The sequence below is a fragment of the Candidatus Soleaferrea massiliensis AP7 genome, from assembly GCF_000820765.1.
GTDB lineage: Bacteria > Bacillota > Clostridia > Oscillospirales > Ruminococcaceae > Soleaferrea > Soleaferrea massiliensis.
Genome location: NZ_CCYH01000032.1, coordinates 38,504 through 62,597, shown reverse-complemented (window position 1 = coordinate 62,597; position 24,094 = coordinate 38,504). Strand labels below are relative to the sequence as shown.

Here is a 24,094-nt window from a genome sequence, read left to right as displayed (position 1 = left end):
CCCTTGGGAAGTTGACCATAGAAGAACCAAACGCAGTTGCCCGGATTGTCCGTTAAAACGAAATCGAGACGTATTTTTGTACCGATAGAATCGGAGACATCCTTGTAAGTATATATGGATTCTGCGGGCGGGAATATGGAACCGGAAATCTGCCTTTAGAAAAATTCCCGGCCGGAAAACAGCAAGCCCGGAAATGGAAATCGGTTGGAACGGCCAGCAGAATAAAAGACATGAAAAAACTTAGTAAAACGACTGGAAATGCCACTAATTTTGTGGTATATTGATGGCAATGAGAAACGGAGGAACACGCATGAAGGTTACGCTGCAGTTTATCGCGAACAAGGCGCATGTATCCAAGTCGCTGGTATCCAAGGTGCTCAACGACAAGCCGGTGCGGGTTTCCTCGGAGAAGCGCAGCCGGATTCTGAAGCTGGCGCAGCACTACGGCTATCAGCCGCGCGGCGCGGGGGCTGACGAACACAGCACGCTGGCGCGGCTCAAACGCAAATCGGTCATCGGGCTGATCCAGCCCGGGCTGGATTTCCTGTTTCTCAGCAAGCTGACCGACGCCATCGAGCAGTCCGCGCGGGAGAAGGGCTATCAGACGATGATCTTCAACACCCACGAGGACCCGGCGATCGAGCGGCGCTGCCTGGAAATCCTGAGCACCGGCATTGTCGACGGACTGATTGTCAACGCCTGCGACAATGTCGCGAATCTGGAATACTTCGAAAAGCTCAAACGGCAGGAGCTGCCGATGGTCTTTGTCGACCGATATCTGTACGACCTTGACCTGAGCTTTGTCACAGCCGACAATCGGGCCGGTGCCTATCGGCTGACCGAAAAGCTCATCGAGCGCGGGCATAGAAACATCCTGTTTGTGTTCCACGGCAAATCTATCTTCACCTCGGTGCAGATGGACCGGTTCGAGGGATACCAGCAGGCGATGGAAGCGAACGGGCTGGACAGCGTCAAGGAGTATATCTACTCCGACCGGCCACTTTCGTACCAGCCGATCTTTCGGATGTACGGCTCCGCGCGCAAATTCACCGCCGTGGTGCTCGCGACGACCTGGGATGTCGAGCAGCTGGGCGAGCTGGTGGGCTGCATCGGCGCGGACGGCCGGGTCGACGTCGCGGCGTTTGACTCGTTTTCGCTGACCTATCCATTGGAGTTCCAGCAGAACACGGTGCAGAACCTGAATGAAATCTTCATCATGGAGCAGGATCACCGCGCGATGGGGCAGAAGGCGTTCCAGCTTTTGTACAACACCATGCAGCACGCGCAGCAGGAACCCCAGCGGATCTACATCAAGCCGCGCCTGCTCGAGCCACAGGACATGCGGCAGAACGTAGAAACTGAAAGAAAGGAATCCATCCAATCACAATAGAATCAGTCTCTGTAAAGGAGGAACTATGATGACCAGAACCGAGCGCATCAAAGCCTACATTTTAAACAACGCGCCTGAAATCTGTACCGAGCGCGCGAGGATTTATACCGAGGAATGTCTCGGCAATATGGCCCAGCCGGTGGATGTCCGCCGCGCGAAGGCCTTCCGCCGTTTCCTGAATGAGATGACCCTCTACATAGGCCCGGACGACCTGCTGCTGGGCAACACGGCCAGCAAGCCGCTGGCGGCGTCCCTGTTCCCGGAATACGCCGTGGACTGGATCGAGGACGAGCTTGACACCTTCGAAACCCGCCCGCGCCAGCGGTTCGTGATCCCGGCGGGCAGAAAAGAGGAAATCCGTGCAATCTGTAAAGTCTGGGATGGAAAAACCCATTTCGACCGGGTGGATTATACGCTCAAGCACACCATCGGCGATGTGCTGATGGGCCCCGGCCCAGACGGCAAGGGACACCAGCATCCGAGCATCAACCAGACCATGTCGATCGAGCACAACCAGAACGGCGACGGCCACATCATCCCGGACTATGTCAGCCTGCTCGAAACCGGCTTCGGTCCGGTGCTTGAGCACACCAAACAGAAGCTTGCGGCGCTCGACGAGACGGATGAAGCTTATCTCGACCAGCGTTCCTTCCTGGAATCGGTGATTCTGTCCTTACAGGGCGCGGTCGAATACACCCAGCGTCTGGGCGAGTTGGCGACCGAGCATGCCGAGAAGGAGCAGAACGTCGCGCGCCGGCTCGAGCTGATGGGTTTAGCCAGGATGTGTGAGAAGATCTCGACCAAAAAGCCGGATACCTTCTATGAGGCGCTGCAGCTGGTGCTGATCGTGCATCTGCTGATTCAGATCGAATCCAACGGCCACAGCATCTCGCTGGGCCGCATGGATTCCTACCTCTATGAATTCTATAAAAGGGACTGTGAAAACGGCCTGATGGACCCGGAAAAGGCGCAGCAGCTTTACGAATGCTTCCTGCTCAAATGCTTTGAGGCGAACAAGCTGCGCGACTGGGGCACCACCGAAATCCTCGGCGGCAACCAGCTGTTCCAGGCCATCACATTGGGCGGCCAGACCCGTGATGGAAAGAGCGCCGTCAACGACCTGTCCTACATCTTTTTAAAGGCGCTGGGCCACACCAATATGAACATTCCGACCGTCGTGGTCAGCGTCGGCAAAACGACGCCGATCGAGTTTGTGGATGCCAGCCTGAAAGCGCTGGTTGCGCACGGCGGCGGCATGCCGGCCTTCTTCAACGACGACATCGCGATCGAGATGATGACCCGCGTCGGCGTCTCCCTCGAGGATGCGCGCGACTGGGCGTCGATGGGCTGCAGTGAGGTGCGCGTGCCAGGCAAGCATGCGACCGGCGTCACCCCGGTCTATGTCAACATGCTCAAGCTGCTCGAGCTTGCGCTGCACGACGGCAGAAACCCGAACACCGGCAAAACGCTGTGCGGAACCTCCAAATCCATCAAGGACTGCCAGTCGATCGACGAGGTGATCGGCCTGTTTGAGGAGCAGCTCGATTTTTATCTGCCATATATCCCGAAGATCGAACGCGCGATCGCCGAGAGCTACTATACCTTGACCCCGACGCCGTTCCTCTCGAGCGTGATGGATTACCGCATCGACATGGCGAAGGACATCTCCTGGGGCAGGGGACCGAACTACAACGACACGATCGTCCACGCGCACGGCTTCCCGAATGTCGCAAACGCGCTGACCGCCATCGACGAGGTGGTGTTCCGCCGGAAAAAATACACGATGAAAGAGGTCCTCGACGCGATGAACGCGAACTTCGAGGGCGATGAATACATCGAAATCCGCAAGGCGCTGCTCGACTGCCCGAAGCTCGGCAACGACCTCGACGAGGTCGACAGCATGTGTGGCCGCGTTTTCCGCCTGATGCCCGATAAGATGAAGCAGTTCAAGCCGCTGCGCGGCGGCCAGTTCGGATGCACCGCGCAGACGGTCGTCATGAACGTCATCGACGGCGAGGTCATCGGCGCGACGCCGGACGGACGGCTCGACGGCGAGTCGATCGCCGACAACCTGTCCCCGGTGCCGGGAACCGACAAGAACGGCATCACCGCCGTGTTCAATTCGGTCGCCAAGATCGACCACAAGCTGATGGACAACGGCTCGATATTGAACATCAAGTTCCATCCGTCGGCGCTCTCAAGCGACGAGAAGATCCGCAAGGTTTCGCACGCGATCCGCGTCTACTTTGCAGGGGGCGGCTTCCAGGTGCAGTTCAACGTCATCAGCCGCGAGATGCTGCTGGATGCGCAGAAGCATCCGGAGCAGTACCGCCAGCTGGTCGTCAAGGTAGCGGGCTTCAGCGCGTTCTATGTCGAGCTGGAGAAGAAGTGGCAGGATCATCTGATTTCCCGCACCGAATACGCCGCATACGCTTAAAAATCCCCCTTTTTTAAAGGAGTTTCGAATATGGAAAACATCAAGCTGCAGGGAGAACTGTTTGATATTCAGCGGTTTTCCCTGGATGACGGGCCGGGAATCCGCACGGTGGTCTTTTTAAAGGGCTGCAACCAGGCCTGTCCCTGGTGCCACAACCCGGAATCCCTGTCCGTAAAGCCGCAGATCTTCCGCGTCCAGTCGCTTTGCACCGCCTGCGGACGGTGCGCCCAGAACTGCAAGCAGGGAGCCGTGACCCTGGAGGACGGCCGGTATGTCCGCGACCCCGAAAGGTGCGTTGCCTGCGGGGAGTGCGTCAAGGTCTGTCCGAACGACGGATGCAAGCTGCTCGGAAAGGCCTGGACGGTCGACGAGGTCATGCGGGTGCTCTATAAGGACCGATTATATTACCGCGAATCGGACGGCGGCGTGACCTTCAGCGGCGGCGAGCCTACCCTCCAGCACGCGTTTTTGCTGGAAATGCTCAAACGCTGCCGGGATGCGGGCTTCCACACGGCGATTGAGACCAACGGCAACAACGACTGGCAGGTCTACGAATCGCTGCTGCCGCTGCTCGATTATGTGATGATTGACTTGAAGCATACCGACAGCGAGCTTCACCGCAAGGTGATCGGCGCGGGGAACGAGCGGGTGCTCACCACCCTGAAAAACCTTTCCGGCCGCGTCCCGGTCGAGGTGCGCGTCCCGGTCATCCCGGGCTTCAACGCACAGCGGGAGCAGCTGCAGGACATCGTGAACACGGTGCGGGATTTCGGCATCAAGCTGATTCGGTTCCTGCCGTATCACACCTTCGGCATCAGCAAGTATCTGAGCCTTGGCGAGGAGTACCCGTATCCGGTCGACGAGCCGATGACGGAAGAACAGCTCACCGGCCTGATTGACGGTCTGGATACCGAAGGGCTTGAAGTCCTGATTGGAAAATAGCATAATGACAAAGTATAACCGGAAGACTGGCGGACAGAGATGCCGCCGGCCTTCCGGTTTATATGTCCGCACACTATACGATTTGACTGGCTGCCGAATGATGCCGTCCCATCTGTCCGACTGCCGCGCAATGCTTGTCCACCCATCCTTTCTATGTCTGCACAGATATATCTGCATACTACACGGCATGTCCTGACCAACTGCCGAATGATGCCGTCTGATCTGTCCGGTTGCCGCGTTATGGTTGTCTGGCCCATCCTTTCCGGCTCGGTACGACCGGGGGACGCATTGGAATTGCTTTACGCGCCGTCCAACTGCCGAATTGGGTCGAAACATCTTGACAAAACGCGCGCATTGTGATATAAATGAAAGAAAGGCATTGATGGAAAGAGTAGCTGTTGACATGTGCAGGCAGAGAAGAGGGGCCGCGGCTGAAAGTCCCTTTGTGCGCAGGACGGCGAAAACCGCTCCGGAGCCGTGTGCGATGAGCATTACCGTATTTCCGCGTTAAGGAACAAGGTTTGTACCGAAGTGAAAAATCAAGGTGGAACCGTGCTTAGTTTGAAAGAAGCACCCTTGAACGGTTTTTTAAGACCCGTTCAGGGGTTTTTTTATGATTTTGACCGATTGAATAGGAGGAACATCATATGAAAGTCATACTGCATGACGGCTCGGTTGTCGAGTCCGCATTTGAAGAAGAGTTGGGAAGAAACGCACTGCGCCATACGGCGTCCCATATCCTTGCGCAGGCGGTAAAACGGCTGTACCCGGACGCAAAGCTTGCCATTGGACCGTCCATCAAGGATGGATTCTATTACGATTTCGACCGGGAGGAGGCCTTCACGGAGGACGACCTTGCCGCGCTCGAAAAGGAGATGAAGCGCATTGTCAAGGAAAACCTCAAGCTGGAGCGCTTCACACTGCCGCGCGACGAGGCGGTCGCTCTGATGGAGAAGCTCGGCGAGCCGTACAAAATCGAGCTGATCAACGACCTGCCGGAGGATGAGGAGCTCAGCTTCTTCAAGCAGGGCGATTATGTGGACCTCTGCGCAGGCCCGCATGTCACCTATACCTCCGCCGTGAAGGCGTTCAAGCTCACCTCCCTTGCCGGCGCATACTGGCGCGGCAACGAGAAGAACAAGATGCTGACCCGTATCTACGGAACCGCGTTCTCGAACAAAACAGACCTGCAGGAATATATCACCCGCATGGAAGAGGCCAAGAAGCGCGACCACCGCAAGCTCGGCAAAGAGCTTGGCCTGTTCACGATCATGGAGGAGGGACCGGGCTTCCCGTTCTTCCTGCCGAAGGGTATGGTGCTCAAGAATACGCTGATCAACTACTGGCGCGAAATCCATGACCGCGAGGGCTATGTGGAGATCTCCACGCCGATGATGCTGAACCGCCAGCTCTGGGAAACCTCCGGCCACTGGGATCACTATAAGGAAAACATGTACACAACCGAAATCGATGAAACCACCTTTGCCATCAAGCCGATGAACTGCCCGGGCGGCATGCTGGTGTACAAATCGGAGCTGCATTCTTACCGCGACCTGCCGATGCGTGTCGGCGAACTGGGACTGGTGCACCGCCACGAGAAATCCGGCGCGCTGCACGGACTCATGCGCGTGCGCTGTTTCACACAGGACGACGCCCACATCTTCATGACCACCGACCAGATTACCAGCGAGATCAAGGGCGTGGTGCGGCTGATCGATGAGGTTTACAGCCTGTTCGGCTTCAAATACCATGTCGAGCTCTCCACCCGTCCCGAAGACAGCATCGGAAGCGAGGAGGACTGGGCGGTTGCGACCGACGGTCTCAGAAGGGCGCTCGAAGAACTGGGGCTTGACTACGTGGTCAACGAGGGCGACGGCGCATTCTACGGGCCGAAGATCGACTTTCACCTCGAGGATTCCATCGGAAGAACCTGGCAGTGCGGTACCATCCAGCTTGATTTCCAGCTGCCGATGCGCTTTGAAGCGGAGTATACCGGCTCGGATGGCCAGAAACACCGTCCGATCATGATCCACCGCGTGGTGTTCGGCTCGATTGAGCGCTTCATCGGCATTCTGATCGAGCACTATGCAGGCAAATTCCCGGTATGGCTTTCGCCGGTACAGGTCAAGCTGCTGCCGATTGCCGACCGCAACAATGAGTACGTCGACGGCATCTGCGATATGCTTCGCAGAAACGGCGTGCGCTGTGAGAGTGACAAGCGGCAGGAGAAGACCGGCTTTAAAATCCGGGAAGCCCAGCTGGCAAAAATCCCGTATATGCTGGTCATCGGTGATCAGGAGCAGGAGAACGGCACGGTGACGGTGCGTTTCCGCGATTCCGGTGAGAACAAAACCATGAGCCGCGAGGAGTTCCTGGACATGGTCCTGACGCAGATCAAAGAGAAGAAATAACAGGCAGAATATCAAACATTGAAAAGAGGGCATCCGCCTTTACGCGGATGTTCTCTTTCCTTCCATATGAGGATGTATGGATGACTTGATGGGGAAAGATATCGGTGCTACTATGCATAAAAATTCTCTGAAAAAGAGACAAGATGCAGAAAAAAGGGGTAAACGGCTGACACATTGTGAAGAAAATATGGTATAATACCCGTATAACAAACGCTTCTGCGCTTGCGGTCCGCCGTGGGGCGGGATGATTGCGCGATACACGCCGACACGGATGCCACGCCATAACCCAAACCGCTGAACCGGTTTTTACGCTGTTTTGCGGCGTGTAAGTCCGAAGGCGTGCTGCTATGGTATTATGAAATCAGGCGGGAGAAGAGCACAATGAAATGGAGGTACGGCGGTGTTCATTGCGATCTGTGACGACGATCAGCAGGCAATGCGGTCTTTGCAGTCTGCATTGGAGCAGGCGCTCAAGATAATTGGAATGACCGCACGCATCACCTGCTTTCAGGATGGAAAGGAACTGCTCGTATACGGCAGAGCAAACAACATCCAATTTTCGCTGGTGTTTCTGGATATCTATATGACCGGAATGACTGGAGTCGAAACAGCCAAACAGCTGAGAGCGCTGTCGGAACGGACCGAAATTGTATTTGTAACCACCAGCCGGGAATACGCTGTGGAGGCGTTTTCTTTAAGGGCGCTTCATTATCTGGTCAAGCCGGTCACCGTTGAGCAGCTTATGGAAACGCTTGGACGCCTGACCAGTCAGAGGGTATCCCGCAGAATGATCGCACTTAAGATCGGACGGGATGTGGTGCAGGTTTATCTGGATACCATCCTCTATATCCAAAGTGAGAATAAATCGACGGCAGTCTATCTCGCAGCACAGTCCGAGCCGCTGCGCACCGCCCATTCCCTGCGCGAGATGGAGGAGATGCTGGGCGGCGGACCGTTTTTAAAGATACAGCGCGGTTTTTTGGTCAACATGCATTTTGTGGACCGGATGACATCGGATTCCTGCAGATTGAAAAACGGACAAACACTGCTGCTGAGCCGTAAAGAACGCGCGGAAATTCGTACGCGCTATAAGGAGTTTATCTTTTCTCAGCTTCCGTTGAACCAGCCAGATGGCAGAAACAGAGGTCTGTAAGGCCTTGTACGCATTTCTGCCCGCATAGTTTTATCCCGATCATTTCCCTATGATTTCCCCCTTTTTATATACACCATCAATTTTCAAAGGCGGCTCTTCTCAATAAGAAGAGCCGCCTTTGAATTTGCGCTGTATAAAAGCATTTGGCCGATCGGAAGGTTTACAGAGAGAAAATCTTCCGAATAGAACGGTAAATGCGCGCCTGCCGGATTTGGATCACACAGGATATTTCACAAGACCGATACCGGTATCCTATCTGTGCGAGCAAATTCCCAGGACATCTGTGCGGAAATCGGCTATAATGTATCGGCGTAAGCGTACGGTCTGCCATAAATAGCGGCAGTCTGCGTTTTTACATCACGAATCATGAGGATGTCAGCGATATGACGACAGCAGATATTTAGGTGAATACGACGTTTTTAACAAGAAAATCATTCGTCAAGGAAGTCCAAAAAGGCGCGGTTGAACCGTTCCAGTTCATCGTAAACAATGCCGTGTCCGCTGTGCTCAAAGGTGAAGATGCGGGAATTTTTAATGTGTTTGTGCTGGTAGACGCCAAGCTCATAGGGGACGATCACATCCTGCGTTCCGTGAAAGATGCCGGTCGGAACATGTACGGCCTCCAAATCACAGCAGCCGTCCTCGTTTCGCAGGGCATAGCCGGACTTGACCGTCGCAATGCCGGATGCGCTCTGGGAGATATCCTCAAAAAAGTCTTTGATGGCGTCGCTGTGCTCACTGTAAAACAGTTTGCGGCTGAAGTCGTAGCTGAGCTGTGCGCGGTCGGTTTCGGCCTGCTCGATCAGCTGATCGGTTTCCTCCACGGAGGTGCCGTAGGGGAAGCCTTCGCAGCGGGTAAACCGCGGCGCGGCGGCGGATAGCAGTACGAGCTTGCGCACACCATAGCCGTGGTAACGCCTCATATAGCGCAGCACGATGGCGCCGCCCATCGAAAATCCGACCAATGTGAAGCTGCGCAGATGCAGCGCACGGACCACACGATAGATGTCCTCGGCCATCTGATTGTAGCAGTAGCAGCCTGCCGGCGCGTCGGAATTTCCGTAGCCGCGCAAATCCAGGGTCACAACTCGGTATCCGCGCTTAAGCAGCGGGAGTTTTTGATATTCAAATATTTTTTCGGAAAGCGGCCAGCCGTGAATCATCAGCACCGTTCGCCGGCCGCATGGATTCAGGTCGTAAACCGCAATTTTTACACGGTTTCTTACAGGTACATAGAACATGGGCATAACTCCTTTTTTGTTATCCTATGACAAATACACGGACAACGTGCATAGATCCCCATGCGGCGCTTTCCGCCTGCGGCTTTATGAGTCCCGGAAATGACGGCGTACGCAACGATAAACGAATGCCACGGTCAGGATGAAATGATAAAACCGTCAAAAAAGGCGTTATCCTTCCCATCGGAAAGATAACGCCTGATTGGCTTGTCCATTATAATATTATAGCTGCGATGCATCAGAAGCCCAAAGCGGCTGCTTGATCTCCTCAGGAATGGATGTCTACTGGAATATCATTGCTGTGATGCGTCGGAATGCCGGCGCAGCGAAGCACGGAACAGCAGGAACACCACGGCAAACAGGATTGCCGGAAGAGCCAGCAGAAGCAGCTCCGCAGCTCCATGATGCAGCCACTCATACCGCGCAAACGGCCCGGTGACATCTCCGCCGCTGTATATCCACAGAATGGCCACGGCGTACATGATGTACAGAAGCACCGCGTTGAATACGATCATATAGGGATATTTGTTGAAGGATTGACAAAAAAAGTTGTGGACAACTCGATTTTCCCGGTAATGCCTGCAGGATGAATGGCTGCACCCGTCCCCGCATTTGCACTGTACGCCGATATCCTTGTCGTTCATGCGGCTGATGACAAACATCATCGTCATGATGATGTTGAACATCACGAAGCCAAACATCGCCGTCAAAAAGATCACACGGTAGATGCTGACCCCGTTCTGCAGGGAAGACAGGCTGTTGCCCAGCAGGTTCAGCCCGCCGGAGAAGGTCATGATGATACCGGAAAAGATGCCGAGAATCGAAATGAAGCTGGCATACGAGCTGTCAATCTTCCGCTTGGTCTTTTTGAGGTTGGAACGGGTCTCCTGAATATGATCTTCTACCTTCTCAAATTTTGAAGTGACCTGATCGATTAATTCCAGATTTTGATTGAGCTTGGATTTTAAATCAAATATCTCATTGTTCTGCTGCCGCATGATGTTGTAAATCTGAATATAACGCTTTACTTCAAACGAAAGCTGAGTCAACAATTGATATGTCGCGGATTCCCCGGTGTGTTTGGAACGATAGAGTCGTTCCAATTCATTTAAGTTTGCCGATACATACTCCCAATCCTGTTGGTTTTCCAACAGATATGGAATGAGATTTAAATCCGAAATGAACCCTGTATTCAAGTTGACGGGAAGCAACCCTTCCAATTTATGCAGTAATTCACCGGCCTGTTCAGATGACAGCAGCTTTTCTCTGATAATAGAAAGGCATTCCATGAGGCCAAGAAGCAGTTTGTCATTATCCATTGTCATCCCCTGTTATTCTTCCGAAAATAATGTCTGATCAATTCTGTTGGTATGATGGTGCCATGCTGGCCTTCCCGATAGACGGATAACCAGGGTGTTTCACGATGCGTTTTTTCAACCAGCTCCCAAGGATCGGTGTCCTGGTAACGCTCGAGCACGGAATTGATCGCCGATTGATGCTTTTCATCGATCGTAACCGCAGGTTTCTGGCAGGATTGGATTTCTCCGGCCATGTAATTGCTGTATTCGTCGTAAACATCCCGGACAACCGGCCCATGCTTCCAGGCTTCAACCGGCTCATGAAAACAGGGTTCTCCAATGTCGTCATCCGCGAGGCATTCGCCCTGTATATAGTAGAGCAGCTTCTGCAGTTTTAAATTGCTGATCAGAACGCCCCTGCCGCGGTAGAATTGGATGATATAACGTGCGACGTCGATTGCGTCATACATATACGAATCCCTCCTTTCCCAAATGGAACAAAGGTCTTTGTTCAACATCATTGTACCATAATTTTCTGAGAAATGCTACGCTTCATCCTGAAAAAGTAGAACTTGCCTCCTTGTTTTTTGTGCGAACCCTTTTCTATTTCCTCTTAATGGAACCTTTGCTGCATACGCCGATACAATATGATATCCGATATTTATTTTAAAATCGGATATCATCCGCATAATAATTGCCAGATGTTTATTAATTTGTTAAAATGCACATCAATTCTTGCAAACCCAAGTCGAATCGTGTATGATGAAGTTAGAATAAAGGTTAGGAGTGGTTCCGACATGCTTAAAAAAGCTTTCATTGCCGCATTGACCGCTCTGCTGATTTTGACAACAACAGGCTGCGGCAATTTTGGATCGACAGAAATACCGAAAAAAAGCGCATCCGACAACAGCGCTTCTTCCAGCAGAAGTACCAGCTCCCGTCCAAAACATAATTACGGCGTCAGTGAAGAAGAGGATGAGAGCAAGACCCCGCCGGCCGAAGGCTCCGGTGCGTCGTCGGGCACGGCGTCTGTGGCCAAAACTGTCCGGGTCACGATTCCGGAGGGCTTTACCTTTGACCAGATCGCGGCGCGGCTTGAGGAAAACGGCGTCTGCTCCAAGGCCGATTTCTATGCGGCCAGCGAAAGCTATCAGCCGAAATCCCTGAACGTTCCGACCGACAGCAGCCGCGCATACCGCATGGAAGGGTATCTGTTCCCTGCAACGTATGACTTCACCGAAGGGGAGGACGCCGAGGATGTCCTGATAGATATGCTGAACGCCTACCGTGATAACAGCGGCGGCATCTCAGACGAAGAACTGATCGTGGCGTCGATTCTGGAATGCGAAGCCAGAAGCGCAGAGCATATGTCCATGGTCGCGGGCGTGCTTTACAACCGTCTGAATGCCGGCATGATGCTGCAGATGGATTCCACGCGCGAGTACATCAACGACCATGTCACCGGCAGCAGCCTTCTGGGAGACACCTCAAAATATGCCGCGCTCTACAACACCTATAAATGCAGCGCGCTGCCCGCCGGTCCAATCTGCAATCCCGGCACCAAGGCCATGCAGGCCGCGATGAATCCGGCAGACACCGATGCGCTGTACTTCTTCTTTGGAAACGACAATCAAAACCATTACTCCGCGACTTTGGAGGAGCATGAAGCGGCTATGGAGAAGTATGGTGTTCAGTTTGGCTGATGGCGGCATATCCAAAAACCGCGACGGTTTATTTTCCAGGAAGAAATGTAGCATCGATCGATGCTTGACCACAAAATAAGCTGTAGAAGCGCATCCGGACCTGTCCGGGTGCGCGTTTTTTCCATCTTTCTACGCTGTCCAAAACGGTGAAACACCACGTTTGTTCCAATAAGATATTTGTTGACTAAAGAATACATAGCAGTCCCAACAGACGGAGGCGGTCCATTGCCCGCGCCTCTTTGTTTTTGTTGACTTTTGTATGCGCATTTGATATAATTAAACCGTTAGTTCAATTATATCAAATGGAGTATACAAATGGGAAGAAGAAAAAAGGAACCCAGAATTGTTCATCGGGAACATATCGCTTCTGCGGCGCAAAATCTATTTATGAAAAAAGGCATAGAAGCTGCAACCATGGATGACATAGCAAAAGAAGCCGGCTACAGCAAGGCGACACTCTATGTTTATTTTCAGAACAAAGATGAAATCATTGGTTTGCTTGTCCTTGAAAGCATGAAAAAACTGCATGATTATATCACATCCGCGCTGGCGCAGCACCAGAGCACCAGGAAACGATATGATATGATTTGTCAGGCATTGCTGCGCTATCAGGAGGAGTTTCCCTTCTATTTCAAGATTGCGCTGGATGAAATCAACATCAATTTTGAGCAGGAGGGCTGTTTTCCGGAAGAGAAAGAAACCTTCCGCATCGGTGAAAAGATCAACGATGCACTGCGGCAGTTTCTGCAGGAAGGCATTCTTGCAAACGAAATCAGGGCGGATGTTCCGATACTGCCTGCTATTATGGCGTTTTGGGGGATGCTGTCCGGCTTGATACAGACCGGGAGCAATAAGGAAGCATATATCAAACAGGAACTGCGGCTGTCAAAACAAGCGTTTTTGAAATATGGATTCGACACATTGTACCGCGCGATTGCCGCAGAGGAGGAGCCATAAATGGGAGAGAAAAAGGTACTTGCTATTTTGGGAAGCCCGCATAAAGCGGGAGCGACTGCGTCTATGCTGGATTATACATGCAAAGAAGCCATGCTTCACGGCTGGCATGTGGACCGGATCAACCTCTATGAAAAACAGATCGCCTTCTGCAGCGGCTGCCGCAGCTGCCTTCGCACAAAAAAATGCGTTTTGGACGATGGCATAACGGAAATCGCGCGTTTATTGAAGCATTGCGATGTTGTAATCCTTGCCGCTCCGACTTATTGGGCAAATGTTCCGGCCGTGGTGAAGAATATGTTCGACCGTTTGCTGGGCGTGGCGATGGAGGAGACAAAGACGTTTCCCAAACCCCGTTTGTCCCCAAAGCAAAGATATATCCTTCTAACGGCCTGCAATACGCCTTTCCCTTTTTCTTCGCTGTGCGGGCAGAGCAGCGGGGCTGTCCATGCGATGCGGGAATTCTTTAAAACGGCTGGAATGAAGTGCAGCGGCAAGTTTGTCTTTTCGGGTGCAGCCGGCAGATCTGAATTGCCCGGCAGTTTAAAAAGAAAGCTGGAAAAATGCTGGGCGAAAACAGGAGCCGAATAGACTGCCGGCAAGCGGACCCGACAGCTGCACGGTATACCTGATTTCCATCTGCATTTTGCGGCGGGAGTGGCGGAACGGCTGGACTTGACTTATCCACGTGAAGTATGGTACGATTCAAGAAAAATAGATTCGCTTGAAAGGATATACCTTATGTGTGAAAAAATCAGATGCTCTTGGGCAGGGGATCTCCCCATATACATGGATTACCATGACAATGAGTGGGGGCGGCCTATACATGACGACGACAAGCTGTTCGAAATGCTGATTTTAGAGGGGATGCAGGCCGGGCTTAACTGGATCACCGTGCTCAAAAAAAGGGAGGCGTTCCGCGAAGCGTTCGATGGATTTGATCCGGGCAGGGTGGCTCTTTACGACGAGGCAAAAATACAGGAGCTGCTAACAAACGAAGGAATCATCAGAAACCGTCTCAAGGTGAACGCCGCTGTGACAAATGCCAAAGCGTTTCTGGAAGTACAGGAAAAGTACGGAAGCTTTGATCGGTTCCTATGGGCATATGTGGACGGTACTCCGATTAAAAACCACCCGGAGAAGCTGGAGGAGATACCAGCCACAACGCCGCTTTCGGATCAAATCAGCAAGGATTTGAAAAAGATGGGATTTAAATTTGTCGGCTCGACGATCATCTATGCATTTATGCAGGCCACGGGCATGGTGAATGACCATGTGACGGACTGCTTTGTCTATCGGGAGACATAGTTTTGTATCCGCTGCCGCCGTCTCGATTATCATGCCGATGAATCATTACCGAAATGAGCTGCGGCGCGGGATTTTCCCGCGCCGCAGCTTTTTGCATAGAGAGCTGGCGTCATACAGCCGCCTGGTTTTTATATACGGAACCGTCGGAAATATCCGGCGGTATTCATGTTATCTTGAGAACTCTGTTGTGAAACAGCCCCGTTCTTCTCCTGCTTGAAAATGAGACAGAACGAAGAACTTCAATCCTCCTCGTCGGCTTCCATATCGAACAGCAGGATATGCGCGTCGTCGCTGTTCGAAGTGATGGTCAGGTTCTCCCCGCAGATTTCGGCTGCGTCCCTTTCATGGAGCGTATGGCCGTTGATTTCGCAGCTGCCCTCGATCTGGATCAGATAGGCCTGCCGGAAAGGGGAGAGCCGATAGGCCAGTTGCTGTCCCTCAGAGAGCGCGGATACATAGAGGTTCATATCTTGATGGATTTTGACCGGCGCGCCGCCCTCCTCACCGGAGACGATGTGCAGCCAGCGGTTTTTCCGGTCGTTCCAGATGAAACGCATGTCGCCGTATCGTGGCTCGTATCCGTCCCGGTCCGGCAAAATCCAGATCTGCAGCAGCCGCAGGGGGCCGCTTCCCCAATTGTGCTCACTGTGCGCGACGCCGGTTCCGGCGCTCATATATTGAACCTCACCGCGATGCAATGTCGAACGGTTCTGCATGCTGTCCGCATGGGTCAGCTCACCGTCAACGACGTAGGTGATGATCTCCATATTTTTGTGCGGATGCTCATCAAACCCGGTTCCGGCTTTAATCAGGTCGTCGTTGACAACCCGCAGCGCGCCGTAGTGTATGTTTTCAGGATTGTAGTATTCCGCGAAGGAAAAGTGAAAATGGCTGTCCAACCATTCCAGCCGGCTGCGTCCCATCCGGTTGTGATCGATTGTTCGTATCATTGCTGAAACCTCGCTTTTTTCTTTAGTATGCCATCTTTTCCTCCTGTTTATAAAACCATAAGTCAGTCGAAAGGATGAAATATGGGTAAAGAAGGAGGTTTTACTGATTTTCCCGACGAAACCACCGTAATCTGTCGTTGCCTGCGGTCCTCAATCATGCTATAATAATAGTTACTTATTTAAATGGACCCGTGTACAGGTTGGTTTTAAGGATCTTCGTCCCTGCTGTTCGGATGCACGGGAAACGATAACTGCCTGTAAGCAGATTGATATCATATGAAAGATCACGTTCGTGCAAACATTTGGCAGGGGGATGAAAAGATGGAGGATATCGCAATCGGCATACAGCAGTGTGCAGCTGATGACAGACTGACATTCCTGCAGATCTCACAGGGACTGCTGGAATGGACAGGCTATACCCGGCAGGAGGTGGAATCGCTCTTCGGAAACAGCCTGATAAAGATGGCTGACCCGAAGGATGCGGCTGAACTGCGGGAGGAGATCAGCCGGCAGCTGAATAACAAACAAGAATTCCATGTCCTGTTTCGAATCAGGAGAAAGCATAACCAGAGCATGTGGATATTCTGTCGGGGCGATTATCGAGAGGATAAAAAACAGGTTCTTCTGTGTGAGCTGATCGATGCGGTACGGTGCTGTGAAGCAGATGATTACTATAAAAATGCCCTGCAATCCATGCCCAATCCGATCTTCATCACCGACAGCGGTCTGCGGATCCTTTTCATGAACCGGGCAGCGGAGCAGAGTACCGGAAGGCGTTTTCAGGATTGCCGGGGAAATCCGTGTTCGATGTTTGGGACCCCGATATGCGGCACAGAAAATTGCTGTGTCAAGCGGTATCAAAACGGGCAGTCTGCGGCGGTCCAGAAGGATCCTGAGAACAGGAGCTACCGTGTGCAGTTCAACGAGCTGAAGGACAAGAACGGCAGATGCATCGGATATATCAGCACCTCGACCGATATTACAGAGCTGATGGAGACGCAGGAAAAGCTGAAAATCAGCGAAGAGCGTTACCGTCTTGCCCTGCAGCAGACAAACAACGTCATCTGGGAATACGACATTCAGAACAAAACCCTCTATCATCCAGATAAGCACTATGGGACAATATCGGCTGCCTACCAATTGGATCAGGTGGTGGCTAATGTTCCGGAAAGTCTGATCAAATCGGGTTTTGTCCATCCGGATTTTGCGGATCCCCTGCGGGAAATGTATCGAAGGATACGATCCGGAGAACCGGAGGTGCAGTGCCAGTTAAAGGTGAGGACAAAGAAAGGCGTGTACCGGTGGGGTAAAATCTCCGCGTCCACGATCTGTGATGAAAACGGTGTTCCCATCCGTGCAGTGGGGATTTCACGCGACGTCACCGAGGAGATTGAACGGGAGAAGCAGTATGCTGATGAAAAGCGATATCGCGATTCGCTGACCGCTCAGGCGTTGTGTTCTTATGAAGTGGATCTCACGAAGGATTCCCTGGTCTCTATGCCCACCAGCTGGACAGAGAATCTGACAGTGGATGAGACCACCAGGTATTCTGAGCTGGTCCGGCAGATCATAGAGAAGATGGTCCATCCCAAATACCGCAGAAGGATGCAGGAAACGCTGGGAAGGGAAGCGCTTTTGAAGGCGTACGAACAGGGTGAGCAGGAGCTGCATTTTGAATATCAGCGTCTGGATGAAGCGGGAAACATGATCTGGGTGCGGTATTCGGTCTATTTGATCCAGTCCGCCTGGACGGGAAATGTCTGTGCGTTTATCTATCTGAAGGATGTTGATCAGGAAAAGAAGAATGAATTGGAGCTGCGCAACAAGGCGGAGCGGGATCCATTGACGCGGCTGTATAATCGGGAGGCCGCCTGTTCTCTCATAAAGCAGTCACTGGACAATTCCCAGAACGTGCAGGGTGCGGTCTTCATGCTGGACATCGATAATTTTAAAAAGATCAACGACACCTATGGACATCTGTACGGCGACGCGGTGCTGTCCGAGATGGCGAACAGCCTGACCGGCGTCTTTCGCAAAGAAGATATTCTGGGCCGGATGGGCGGCGATGAGTTTATGGTATTTCTGAAGGGGATACCGACACAAAAGACTGCCCTGGACAAAGCACAGCAGATCTGCGACGTTCTGCGGACGGACTATACCTTGGGAGAACAGAAATGCGCCGTCTCCGGCTCGGTCGGCATCGCGTTCTTTCCCCAGGACGGTGAGGACTTTGAAACCCTGTATAAAAAGGCGGACACGGCTCTCTATTATGCCAAAAATCAGGGTAAAAACCGCTATGCGGTATATGAAGATTCCTTTGAAGAGATCGAATACAGTATGTTCCAAACTCCCGATACGGAGAAACAATGGGGAAAATCCTTTTCTGACCATATCACCGAGTATGTCTTTAAGATTCTGCATCAGTCAGATGACCTTCAAACAACAATCCCGTCGGTGCTTGAACTGCTGGCGAAGCATTTTCATGCCGAGCATGTCTATGTGGTGGAGTTTGACGCCCAGCATGAAGTTTATTCCACAACATTTGAGTGGTATGCATCGAATTACAGGTTTTATCAGGACTGGACAACGTGTTTCACACATGAGCAAATCCGGAATTATCAGCGGAATTTCGATGCCGAAGGCTTTTTATGCCTGGAAGATCTCTGCCAATATCAGCCGGAGTTTCAAGAGGCATTCCAGCAGATGGGGCTTGTCTGGGGCTTGCAGTGCACCATGAAATTCGATGGTGCTTATTGTGGCTTTGTCGGGCTCAGCGGGTCTCACAAAGCAAAACCGTATACAAAGGAAGAACGCGAAAGCATCCAGTCTGTATCGGAAATCATCGGCACCTTCCTGCATGGCAAGCGAAGGGAACAGGAGAAGGAGAAGCATGTTTCCCTGCTTACCATGGTACTCGACAGCATGCTGACAGCGGCCTATGTGGTAAATCCAAACAATTATGAAATCGTCTTTATGAATCAAAAGACACAGAAAATATTTTCAGATGCGCGGATCGGTTCTGTTTGTCATAAAAGTTTCCGAAAGATGGATCAGCCATGTTCCGATTGTCCCATGCTCAGCCTGCAAAACAACCGTCAGAAACAGGCGGAGCTTCGTTTCCACACGGAAGGCGGTTGGGTTGAAGTATCGGCGGGCTGGATGGACTGGGTGGATGGCCAACAGTACTGTGTACTGAACTGCATGGGTGTTCATGATGGTAAATAGAGCTTTCAGTGCACATGAAATCGTTTTTTAGCGCGATATAACAGAAAGAATCATACAATAACAAACATCCTGATCACAGATGCTTATACGTGGTCAGGATGTTTGTTGTGATATCCACTATTTATTGGATGGATGATTCGATAAAAGATATTCTGGTTAGTCCATGGAAACTCATATGAGAGTATAGGTTTGATCACAAATTAAATTGTTAAGTTGACTTGACATGCAGATGAAAATCAGGTATACTGCTATGTAAAGTCAGCATGACAGGAGTGTGTCTATGAAGAATCGGATACGGGAACTCAGAGAACAGCAGGGATGGACCCAGGAGCAGCTTGGAAAATTGGTCGGTGTCTCCAGACAGGCGGTCAATGCAGTGGAGACAGAAAAATATGAGCCATCCATCTGGCTTGCATACGACATTGCACAGGCATTTGGATGCTCAATTGAAGAGGTTTTTTTATTTGAAGAGAGTATCAAAAAATCCAGAGCGGCGTGCAGCAGGAGGGGAGCATAATGGCGATTCGTCAAATCCGATTTTTTGATGATCCTGTTTTACGGAAAAAAAGCAGAGAAGTCAAGGAGGTAGATGAAAGGATCAGGATGCTGCTGGACGATCTTGCGGAAACGATGTATGATATCGGGAATGCCGCAGGATTGGCCGCCTGTCAGGTTGGAATTCTGAAACGCCTTGTGGTCATCGATATGGGAGATGGCCTCATCAAGCTGGTCAATCCTAAAATTATTCATATAAGCGGGGAGCAGCAGTGCATCGAAGGATGTGTCAGTTTTCCCAATCGATTTGGAAGAACGATTCGTCCCCGGGAAGTGATCGTTCAGGCTCTAAATGAGAATGGAGAAGAGATCGTTTTAACGGGCAGAGATGAGTTGGCAAAATGTTTTTGTCATGAAATAGATCATCTGGACGGCAAGGTTTTTATTGACCAGGTCATTGAATATGTGAGATGATCGAGAATCCCCCTGACCAATTTGGTCAGGGGGATTCTTTTAAATCGATTCTCCAAGAGGAGGGGGCTTTATTTCTACAAAAAGTTCCATAACATATTGCGACATCTAAAAATGGGCAGTTGCTTCTTTGTTCTGTAATTTCAATCTACGCACCCACGCAGGGTGCGACCACAGATCGGAAAGGCTTCACCGAAATCATACAGATTTCAATCCACGCACCCACGCAGGGTGCGACGGCGACTCGTCGTCATTTTCACCCAAGGTGAGCGAATTTCAATCCACGCACCCACGCAGGGTGCGACGACTACGTCAGAGGATCAACCCACCGAATGAAGGATTTCAATCCACACACCCACGCAGGGTGCGACTAAACTGGAGACTAGGCTGAAAGCATTCTTGAAAATTTCAATCCACGCACCCACGCAGGGTGCGACCCGATTGTAACTATTACTGCCGTGAGGATCAAGGCATTTCAATCCACGCACCCACGCAGGGTGCGACAGAATGGCCCACTCAAGAAAATACGACGGGGGAAATTTCAATCCACGCACCCACGCAGGGTGCGACAAATAGCAGCCAATATTTATACGATGCTGTTGCTATTTCAATCCACGCACCCACGCAGGGTGCGACTACTGGCGACCTTTTTCGGATATTCGTGGCGGAATTTCAATCCACGCACCCACGCAGGGTGCGACGATCCACGCTCCCGCACTTTTTTGTTTTGGGCGATTTCAATCCACGCACCCACGCAGGGTGCGACTTGACTCAACGCGGTAAGCGATGGGCAAAACAAAAATTTCAATCCACGCACCCACGCAGGGTGCGACGTTATAATAAAGACACAGTAAGAGAGAGGCAAACAATTTCAATCCACGCACCCACGCAGGGTGCGACCCTAAATTCAAACTGCCGATTACAGGCGGTATCGATTTCAATCCACGCACCCACGCAGGGTGCGACAGCTTCCGTGCGCCTTGATGACCGGCTTCGCAGTGATTTCAATCCACGCACCCACGCAGGGTGCGACCGTGACATCCGGTGGCGCCACGGCCGTCGAACCGATTTCAATCCACGCACCCACGCAGGGTGCGACTGCATGCAGAACAAACGCCGATATAGCGTCATGATTTGATGTAATTCTGCGAAAGTATAGTACGCGTCATCTGTTTTATGCAAATTCCAAGAGTATACTATGAAAAATGGGCATTTTCCTCATCCGCGAACCTTTCGGGAAAAAGATGTTCACTAGAGGTTCGCATTAGACAATCAGCACGTCTTCTATGTCAAAACTCGGCTTTGCGCCGACATGATCGACCTTTTTCTGTCCGGATTTCCCCAGATTGTAATATCGGATGCTGTCGTGCTGCAGATCAATCACAGCCGCAATCTGTGTTTTCAGCTGCTGCAGCTGTAAGCTGTCCACAACACATTCAAACACAGAATTCTGTACCCGCTGTCCATAATTTTGACAGATTTTTGCGACTCTTCTTAGCCGCCTGGCGCCGTTTCCCTGAGAAATTGCAACATCATATGTGATCAGCACCAACATGTTCCATTCACCTACTTCGCCACAAAAGCAGGGTATTCCCCGATGTCTCCGCGGATATACCGCGCCAAAAGCAAGGACTGCGCATAGGGGAGCAGCCCAATTTCGAGCTTTTCATCTAAAATCGGATGTGTCAGAATTTCCTTTTTGCGTTTCTGCCAACAGGTCAGGACGGTTTTAATGCTGTCTGGATGCAGAAGCACCGCGCCGTTCTCTTTCTTAACAAAGTCAGAGGATTTCAATATCTTCGTATTCAGCATCGACAGCGCGAGCCGGTCGGCCAGATAGGGACGAAGTTCCTCCATGAGGTCAAGCGCCAGACTGGTACGCCCCGGCCGGTCCTGATGCAGGAATCCGACCTGTGGGTCCAGCCCGACTGTCTCCAACGCGGATGCCACGTCGTGGGACAGCAGCACATAGATAAACGAAAGCAGTGCATTCACTTCATCGGTGGGCGGATATTTGTTCCTGCCTGTGAAATGAAAGACCTCTTTGTCTGCAAGAATCAGGTGGTCAAACAGTGAGAAATATGTTTTAGCCGCCATGCCTTCAATGCCCCGGATGGTGTCCACATCGGGCTGACAACGGTACAGCGATTCCATGCTGGTTTGAAACAGCCTGCACCCGTCGTCGTATTCCCGGGTGCATCGCTCGGGATGGTCCCGTTTGAAACGGTGCAGGACGTTGCGGCAGTTGAGCAGCTTGCCCATAATAAAGGACTTTGCCAGCCTGGCGCTCTCTTGTGCATCCTCTGCAAGCTGGTACTGCCGTTTGCGCAGCAGCACATTCCCATGTGTCCTCCCGGTGACCCGGCACAGGAATTTGCCGTATTCACTGACAAATGAAAGCCCAACGCCGCGTTCCGCGCAGAGCGCCATCAGCTGCGGGCTGGCGCCGGGATATCCAAAACAGACGATGCCCTCCAGATTGTGGATGGGAAATGCGCGCTTCCCATCCGGAAGGGAAACCACAACGTTCTCCCCATCCTTGGCAAGATACGAATCAGATTGGGTTACATACAGCGTATTGAGCATTTTACGCATCTTCCTCATCCTCCATCATATGCTTCCAATAGGAACTGATGCTGCGCGATTTCTTCGACAGCTTCGGTACGCAGAGCTGCTGCAGGGAACAGTTTTGACAGTGCTTCTGCAGCACCGCCGCCGGCGTCTCACCCGATTCCAGATACTGGTACATCTCCGCAGCCAGCATGAACGCTTCCTCTCTCAGTCCCGCAGTGATCTCGACCTTGAAGCGCCGCCGCGTTTTGCCATAGTAAAGATATCCTACAGGTATATCGATTTTGAACATCTCTTCCAGACAGATGGCCTGCGCGGTCAGCTGCATCAGGTCGCTGTGGTCTTCCTTTTCCTGCCCGTACTTGTATTCGATCGGGACAGGCTTCCAAAACCCCGTTTCACCTTCCAGACGGATGCCGTCCGCCTCGTCACAGCGGTGAAATTCAACCACGTCGGCCACGCCCCGCAGCCGCAGCCGGTCCGAAGACAGCGGCAGGCTGCGGGAGATGCGGACATCGCCGCGGCTTTCAGTGAAATATGGGTCGTCCGCGCGTTGGTGCATCTGGCTGCCGCCATAGGTCCGGGTGTTGTCCGCCCACTGCTGTTCCAGATGGATCAGCGCCCACTGACGGCTGCAGAAGCAGTAATGCTGGATGCCGGACAACGCCAGATAATCTTCGGTCATCACAGCTTTTCAATCAGGCACACGCCTTCGGGCAGGCTGCGGTCGACTTGGATGTCATAGTCCTGGAATTTGCGCGCGACCGGGACATCTTTTTTCCGTTCGATCCGGATGCGGTCGAACAGCAGATGGGACGGCGCGTTTCCAAGCGGCGTGCTGTGCTCGAAGATGTAAAGCTTGCGGGTCGCCATCTTTCCACGGGACGCGGAGTGGTCATGCTCGAACAGATTGATCAGGCTTTCCCACAAAACCTCGAGGTCGTTCTCGTCGAAGCCGGTGACCTTTTGGGCAAGGTTGGCCGAGATGTAGCCTTCCGCGCGGTACAGCGCATAGGGCACGATCTGCTTGCGGCCCATCTCGTGGTCCTTTCTCTGTTTGTCCTCTTCGCTGGTCACCGTGACACGGGTAATGGTCAGCTCCTGCGGAACAATCGGGTCGATGCTGCGCGCGAAGTTGATCTGCACCGGGCCGCGGACCTGTCCGCAGTTGACCTTGGTGGACATGACCGCGCCGAACGCGCGGATGTCATAGAAATTTTTGCACATAAAGCCGGTCAGCTTCTGTGCCAATGCCAGATCCTTCGGCAGGGATTTGTCCGGCTTCATATCGTATGCCTCATAGGCCTTTTTGTGCTGGGTGTTCAGCGGGATGCCGTCCTTGACATAGATGTCGAAGCCCGGCTCATCCTCGCGGGTGATTTCGACATAGTTGCGGATTTTCCGCTTGATGCAGACGTCGGTGACGATGCCGTAGCCGGTTTCCGCATCGATGCGCGGCATGTTGCCGGCATCTGGGTCGCCGTTGGGGTTGCCGTTCTCCACATCGAACAGCAGGACGAATTCATATCTTTTTTCCAGTGCCATGTT

Annotated in this window: 20 protein-coding genes and 1 CRISPR repeat array; of the genes, 12 read left to right on the top strand and 8 right to left on the bottom strand. The window is 52.2% G+C overall.

The window, feature by feature from the left end:
- Window positions 1-310: 310 nt before the first annotated feature.
- The 5 genes from BN348_RS08205 to BN348_RS08185 all read left to right on the top strand — a co-directional run bounded on the left by BN348_RS08205 (window position 311) and on the right by BN348_RS08185 (window position 8,333).
- A complete protein-coding gene (locus BN348_RS08205) occupies window positions 311-1,390 on the top strand; it encodes a LacI family DNA-binding transcriptional regulator (protein WP_040197387.1) in 1,080 nt (359 codons plus the stop codon).
- A 28-nt stretch (window positions 1,391-1,418) separates the two neighbouring features.
- Window positions 1,419-3,827: a glycyl radical protein gene (locus tag BN348_RS08200; RefSeq protein WP_040197385.1), complete on the top strand. Its 2,409-nt coding sequence runs from the start codon at window positions 1,419-1,421 to the stop codon at window positions 3,825-3,827.
- 30 nt (window positions 3,828-3,857) lie between these two features.
- Window positions 3,858-4,769: a glycyl-radical enzyme activating protein gene (locus tag BN348_RS08195; protein ID WP_040197384.1), complete on the top strand. Its 912-nt coding sequence runs from the start codon at window positions 3,858-3,860 to the stop codon at window positions 4,767-4,769.
- 647 nt (window positions 4,770-5,416) lie between these two features.
- Window positions 5,417-7,180, top strand: coding sequence for a threonine--tRNA ligase (gene thrS, locus BN348_RS08190; RefSeq protein WP_040197383.1), 1,764 nt, complete (start codon window positions 5,417-5,419; stop codon window positions 7,178-7,180).
- A gap of 400 nt (window positions 7,181-7,580) precedes the next feature.
- Window positions 7,581-8,333: a LytR/AlgR family response regulator transcription factor gene (locus BN348_RS08185; protein ID WP_040197382.1), complete on the top strand. Its 753-nt coding sequence runs from the start codon at window positions 7,581-7,583 to the stop codon at window positions 8,331-8,333.
- A gap of 431 nt (window positions 8,334-8,764) precedes the next feature.
- On the opposite strand, the gene BN348_RS08180 is transcribed toward BN348_RS08185, so the two are convergent.
- From BN348_RS08180 to BN348_RS08170, 3 genes are all read right to left on the bottom strand, one after another.
- Window positions 8,765-9,574, bottom strand: a complete 810-nt coding sequence (locus tag BN348_RS08180) for an alpha/beta fold hydrolase (protein ID WP_040197381.1) — start codon at window positions 9,572-9,574, stop codon at window positions 8,765-8,767.
- Between the two features lie 290 nt (window positions 9,575-9,864).
- The gene (locus tag BN348_RS08175; RefSeq protein WP_156136464.1) at window positions 9,865-10,623 is read right to left on the bottom strand and encodes a hypothetical protein; all 759 of its coding nucleotides are present in this window, start codon (window positions 10,621-10,623) and stop codon (window positions 9,865-9,867) included.
- Window positions 10,624-10,892: 269 nt separating this feature from the next.
- Window positions 10,893-11,339, bottom strand: coding sequence for a Panacea domain-containing protein (locus tag BN348_RS08170; RefSeq protein WP_040197379.1), 447 nt, complete (start codon window positions 11,337-11,339; stop codon window positions 10,893-10,895).
- Window positions 11,340-11,666: 327 nt separating this feature from the next.
- Here BN348_RS08170 and mltG point away from each other — a divergent pair, with 327 nt between their 5' ends.
- The 4 genes from mltG (at window position 11,667) to BN348_RS08150 (ending at window position 14,834) form a co-directional block, all read left to right on the top strand.
- Window positions 11,667-12,572 carry an endolytic transglycosylase MltG gene (mltG, locus tag BN348_RS08165; protein ID WP_052446823.1) on the top strand — a complete coding sequence of 302 codons (906 nt, stop codon included), beginning with the start codon at window positions 11,667-11,669 and terminating at the stop codon, window positions 12,570-12,572.
- A 315-nt stretch (window positions 12,573-12,887) separates the two neighbouring features.
- On the top strand, window positions 12,888-13,529 hold the full coding sequence (locus BN348_RS08160) for a TetR/AcrR family transcriptional regulator (RefSeq protein WP_040197378.1): 642 nt from the start codon (window positions 12,888-12,890) through the stop codon (window positions 13,527-13,529).
- A complete protein-coding gene (locus BN348_RS08155; protein ID WP_040197377.1) occupies window positions 13,530-14,117 on the top strand; it encodes a flavodoxin family protein in 588 nt (195 codons plus the stop codon).
- A gap of 150 nt (window positions 14,118-14,267) precedes the next feature.
- Window positions 14,268-14,834, top strand: a complete 567-nt coding sequence (locus BN348_RS08150; protein WP_040197376.1) for a DNA-3-methyladenine glycosylase I — start codon at window positions 14,268-14,270, stop codon at window positions 14,832-14,834.
- Between the two features lie 239 nt (window positions 14,835-15,073).
- Here BN348_RS08150 and BN348_RS08145 read toward each other — a convergent pair whose 3' ends face one another.
- Complete coding sequence (locus BN348_RS08145) at window positions 15,074-15,784, bottom strand: pirin family protein (protein WP_040197374.1); 711 nt, start codon at window positions 15,782-15,784, stop codon at window positions 15,074-15,076.
- A 321-nt stretch (window positions 15,785-16,105) separates the two neighbouring features.
- Between BN348_RS08145 and BN348_RS08140 the strand changes: the two genes are divergently transcribed.
- From BN348_RS08140 to def, 3 genes are all read left to right on the top strand, one after another.
- On the top strand, window positions 16,106-19,009 hold the full coding sequence (locus BN348_RS08140) for a diguanylate cyclase domain-containing protein (protein ID WP_040197373.1): 2,904 nt from the start codon (window positions 16,106-16,108) through the stop codon (window positions 19,007-19,009).
- A 280-nt stretch (window positions 19,010-19,289) separates the two neighbouring features.
- Window positions 19,290-19,526, top strand: a complete 237-nt coding sequence (locus tag BN348_RS08135) for a helix-turn-helix transcriptional regulator (RefSeq protein ID WP_040197372.1) — start codon at window positions 19,290-19,292, stop codon at window positions 19,524-19,526.
- Window positions 19,526-19,978 (top strand): peptide deformylase, encoded by a 453-nt coding sequence (gene def / locus BN348_RS08130; protein WP_040197371.1) that lies wholly within the window; start codon window positions 19,526-19,528, stop codon window positions 19,976-19,978. Before BN348_RS08135 ends, def begins: the two co-directional genes overlap by 1 nt.
- Window positions 19,979-20,115: 137 nt before the next feature.
- Window positions 20,116-21,074: direct repeats of the CRISPR family, unit length 32 nt; unit sequence ATTTCAATCCACGCACCCACGCAGGGTGCGAC.
- A gap of 165 nt (window positions 21,075-21,239) precedes the next feature.
- Here the strand turns inward: def and cas2 are convergent.
- The 4 genes from cas2 to cas7c are packed head-to-tail and all read right to left on the bottom strand — an operon-like array spanning window position 21,240 to window position 24,091.
- Window positions 21,240-21,530 (bottom strand): CRISPR-associated endonuclease Cas2, encoded by a 291-nt coding sequence (cas2, locus tag BN348_RS08125; RefSeq protein WP_040197370.1) that lies wholly within the window; start codon window positions 21,528-21,530, stop codon window positions 21,240-21,242.
- A gap of 11 nt (window positions 21,531-21,541) precedes the next feature.
- A complete protein-coding gene (gene cas1c / locus BN348_RS08120; protein WP_040197369.1) occupies window positions 21,542-22,570 on the bottom strand; it encodes a type I-C CRISPR-associated endonuclease Cas1c in 1,029 nt (342 codons plus the stop codon).
- A complete protein-coding gene (cas4, locus tag BN348_RS08115; RefSeq protein ID WP_040197368.1) occupies window positions 22,563-23,231 on the bottom strand; it encodes a CRISPR-associated protein Cas4 in 669 nt (222 codons plus the stop codon). The genes cas1c and cas4 overlap by 8 nt, the downstream gene beginning before the upstream one ends.
- Window positions 23,231-24,091, bottom strand: a complete 861-nt coding sequence (gene cas7c / locus BN348_RS08110) for a type I-C CRISPR-associated protein Cas7/Csd2 (RefSeq protein ID WP_040197367.1) — start codon at window positions 24,089-24,091, stop codon at window positions 23,231-23,233. Before cas7c ends, cas4 begins: the two co-directional genes overlap by 1 nt.
- Window positions 24,092-24,094 lie beyond the last annotated feature (3 nt).

What these genes read in the sequence shown, in the direction of transcription:
- cas2 (WP_040197370.1), bottom strand. Translation starts at nt 21,530, where the DNA reads ATGTTGGTGCTGATCACATATGATGTTGCAATTTCTCAGGGAAACGGC.
- BN348_RS08195 (WP_040197384.1), top strand. Translation starts at nt 3,858, where the DNA reads ATGGAAAACATCAAGCTGCAGGGAGAACTGTTTGATATTCAGCGGTTT.
- cas1c (WP_040197369.1), bottom strand. Translation starts at nt 22,570, where the DNA reads ATGCGTAAAATGCTCAATACGCTGTATGTAACCCAATCTGATTCGTAT.
- thrS (WP_040197383.1), top strand. Translation starts at nt 5,417, where the DNA reads ATGAAAGTCATACTGCATGACGGCTCGGTTGTCGAGTCCGCATTTGAA.
- BN348_RS08155 (WP_040197377.1), top strand. Translation starts at nt 13,530, where the DNA reads ATGGGAGAGAAAAAGGTACTTGCTATTTTGGGAAGCCCGCATAAAGCG.
- def (WP_040197371.1), top strand. Translation starts at nt 19,526, where the DNA reads ATGGCGATTCGTCAAATCCGATTTTTTGATGATCCTGTTTTACGGAAA.
- BN348_RS08140 (WP_040197373.1), top strand. Translation starts at nt 16,106, where the DNA reads ATGGAGGATATCGCAATCGGCATACAGCAGTGTGCAGCTGATGACAGA.
- cas4 (WP_040197368.1), bottom strand. Translation starts at nt 23,231, where the DNA reads ATGACCGAAGATTATCTGGCGTTGTCCGGCATCCAGCATTACTGCTTC.
- BN348_RS08170 (WP_040197379.1), bottom strand. Translation starts at nt 11,339, where the DNA reads ATGTATGACGCAATCGACGTCGCACGTTATATCATCCAATTCTACCGC.
- BN348_RS08200 (WP_040197385.1), top strand. Translation starts at nt 1,419, where the DNA reads ATGACCAGAACCGAGCGCATCAAAGCCTACATTTTAAACAACGCGCCT.
- cas7c (WP_040197367.1), bottom strand. Translation starts at nt 24,091, where the DNA reads ATGGCACTGGAAAAAAGATATGAATTCGTCCTGCTGTTCGATGTGGAG.
- BN348_RS08180 (WP_040197381.1), bottom strand. Translation starts at nt 9,574, where the DNA reads ATGTTCTATGTACCTGTAAGAAACCGTGTAAAAATTGCGGTTTACGAC.
- BN348_RS08205 (WP_040197387.1), top strand. Translation starts at nt 311, where the DNA reads ATGAAGGTTACGCTGCAGTTTATCGCGAACAAGGCGCATGTATCCAAG.
- BN348_RS08145 (WP_040197374.1), bottom strand. Translation starts at nt 15,784, where the DNA reads ATGATACGAACAATCGATCACAACCGGATGGGACGCAGCCGGCTGGAA.
- BN348_RS08160 (WP_040197378.1), top strand. Translation starts at nt 12,888, where the DNA reads ATGGGAAGAAGAAAAAAGGAACCCAGAATTGTTCATCGGGAACATATC.
- mltG (WP_052446823.1), top strand. Translation starts at nt 11,667, where the DNA reads ATGCTTAAAAAAGCTTTCATTGCCGCATTGACCGCTCTGCTGATTTTG.
- BN348_RS08150 (WP_040197376.1), top strand. Translation starts at nt 14,268, where the DNA reads ATGTGTGAAAAAATCAGATGCTCTTGGGCAGGGGATCTCCCCATATAC.
- BN348_RS08135 (WP_040197372.1), top strand. Translation starts at nt 19,290, where the DNA reads ATGAAGAATCGGATACGGGAACTCAGAGAACAGCAGGGATGGACCCAG.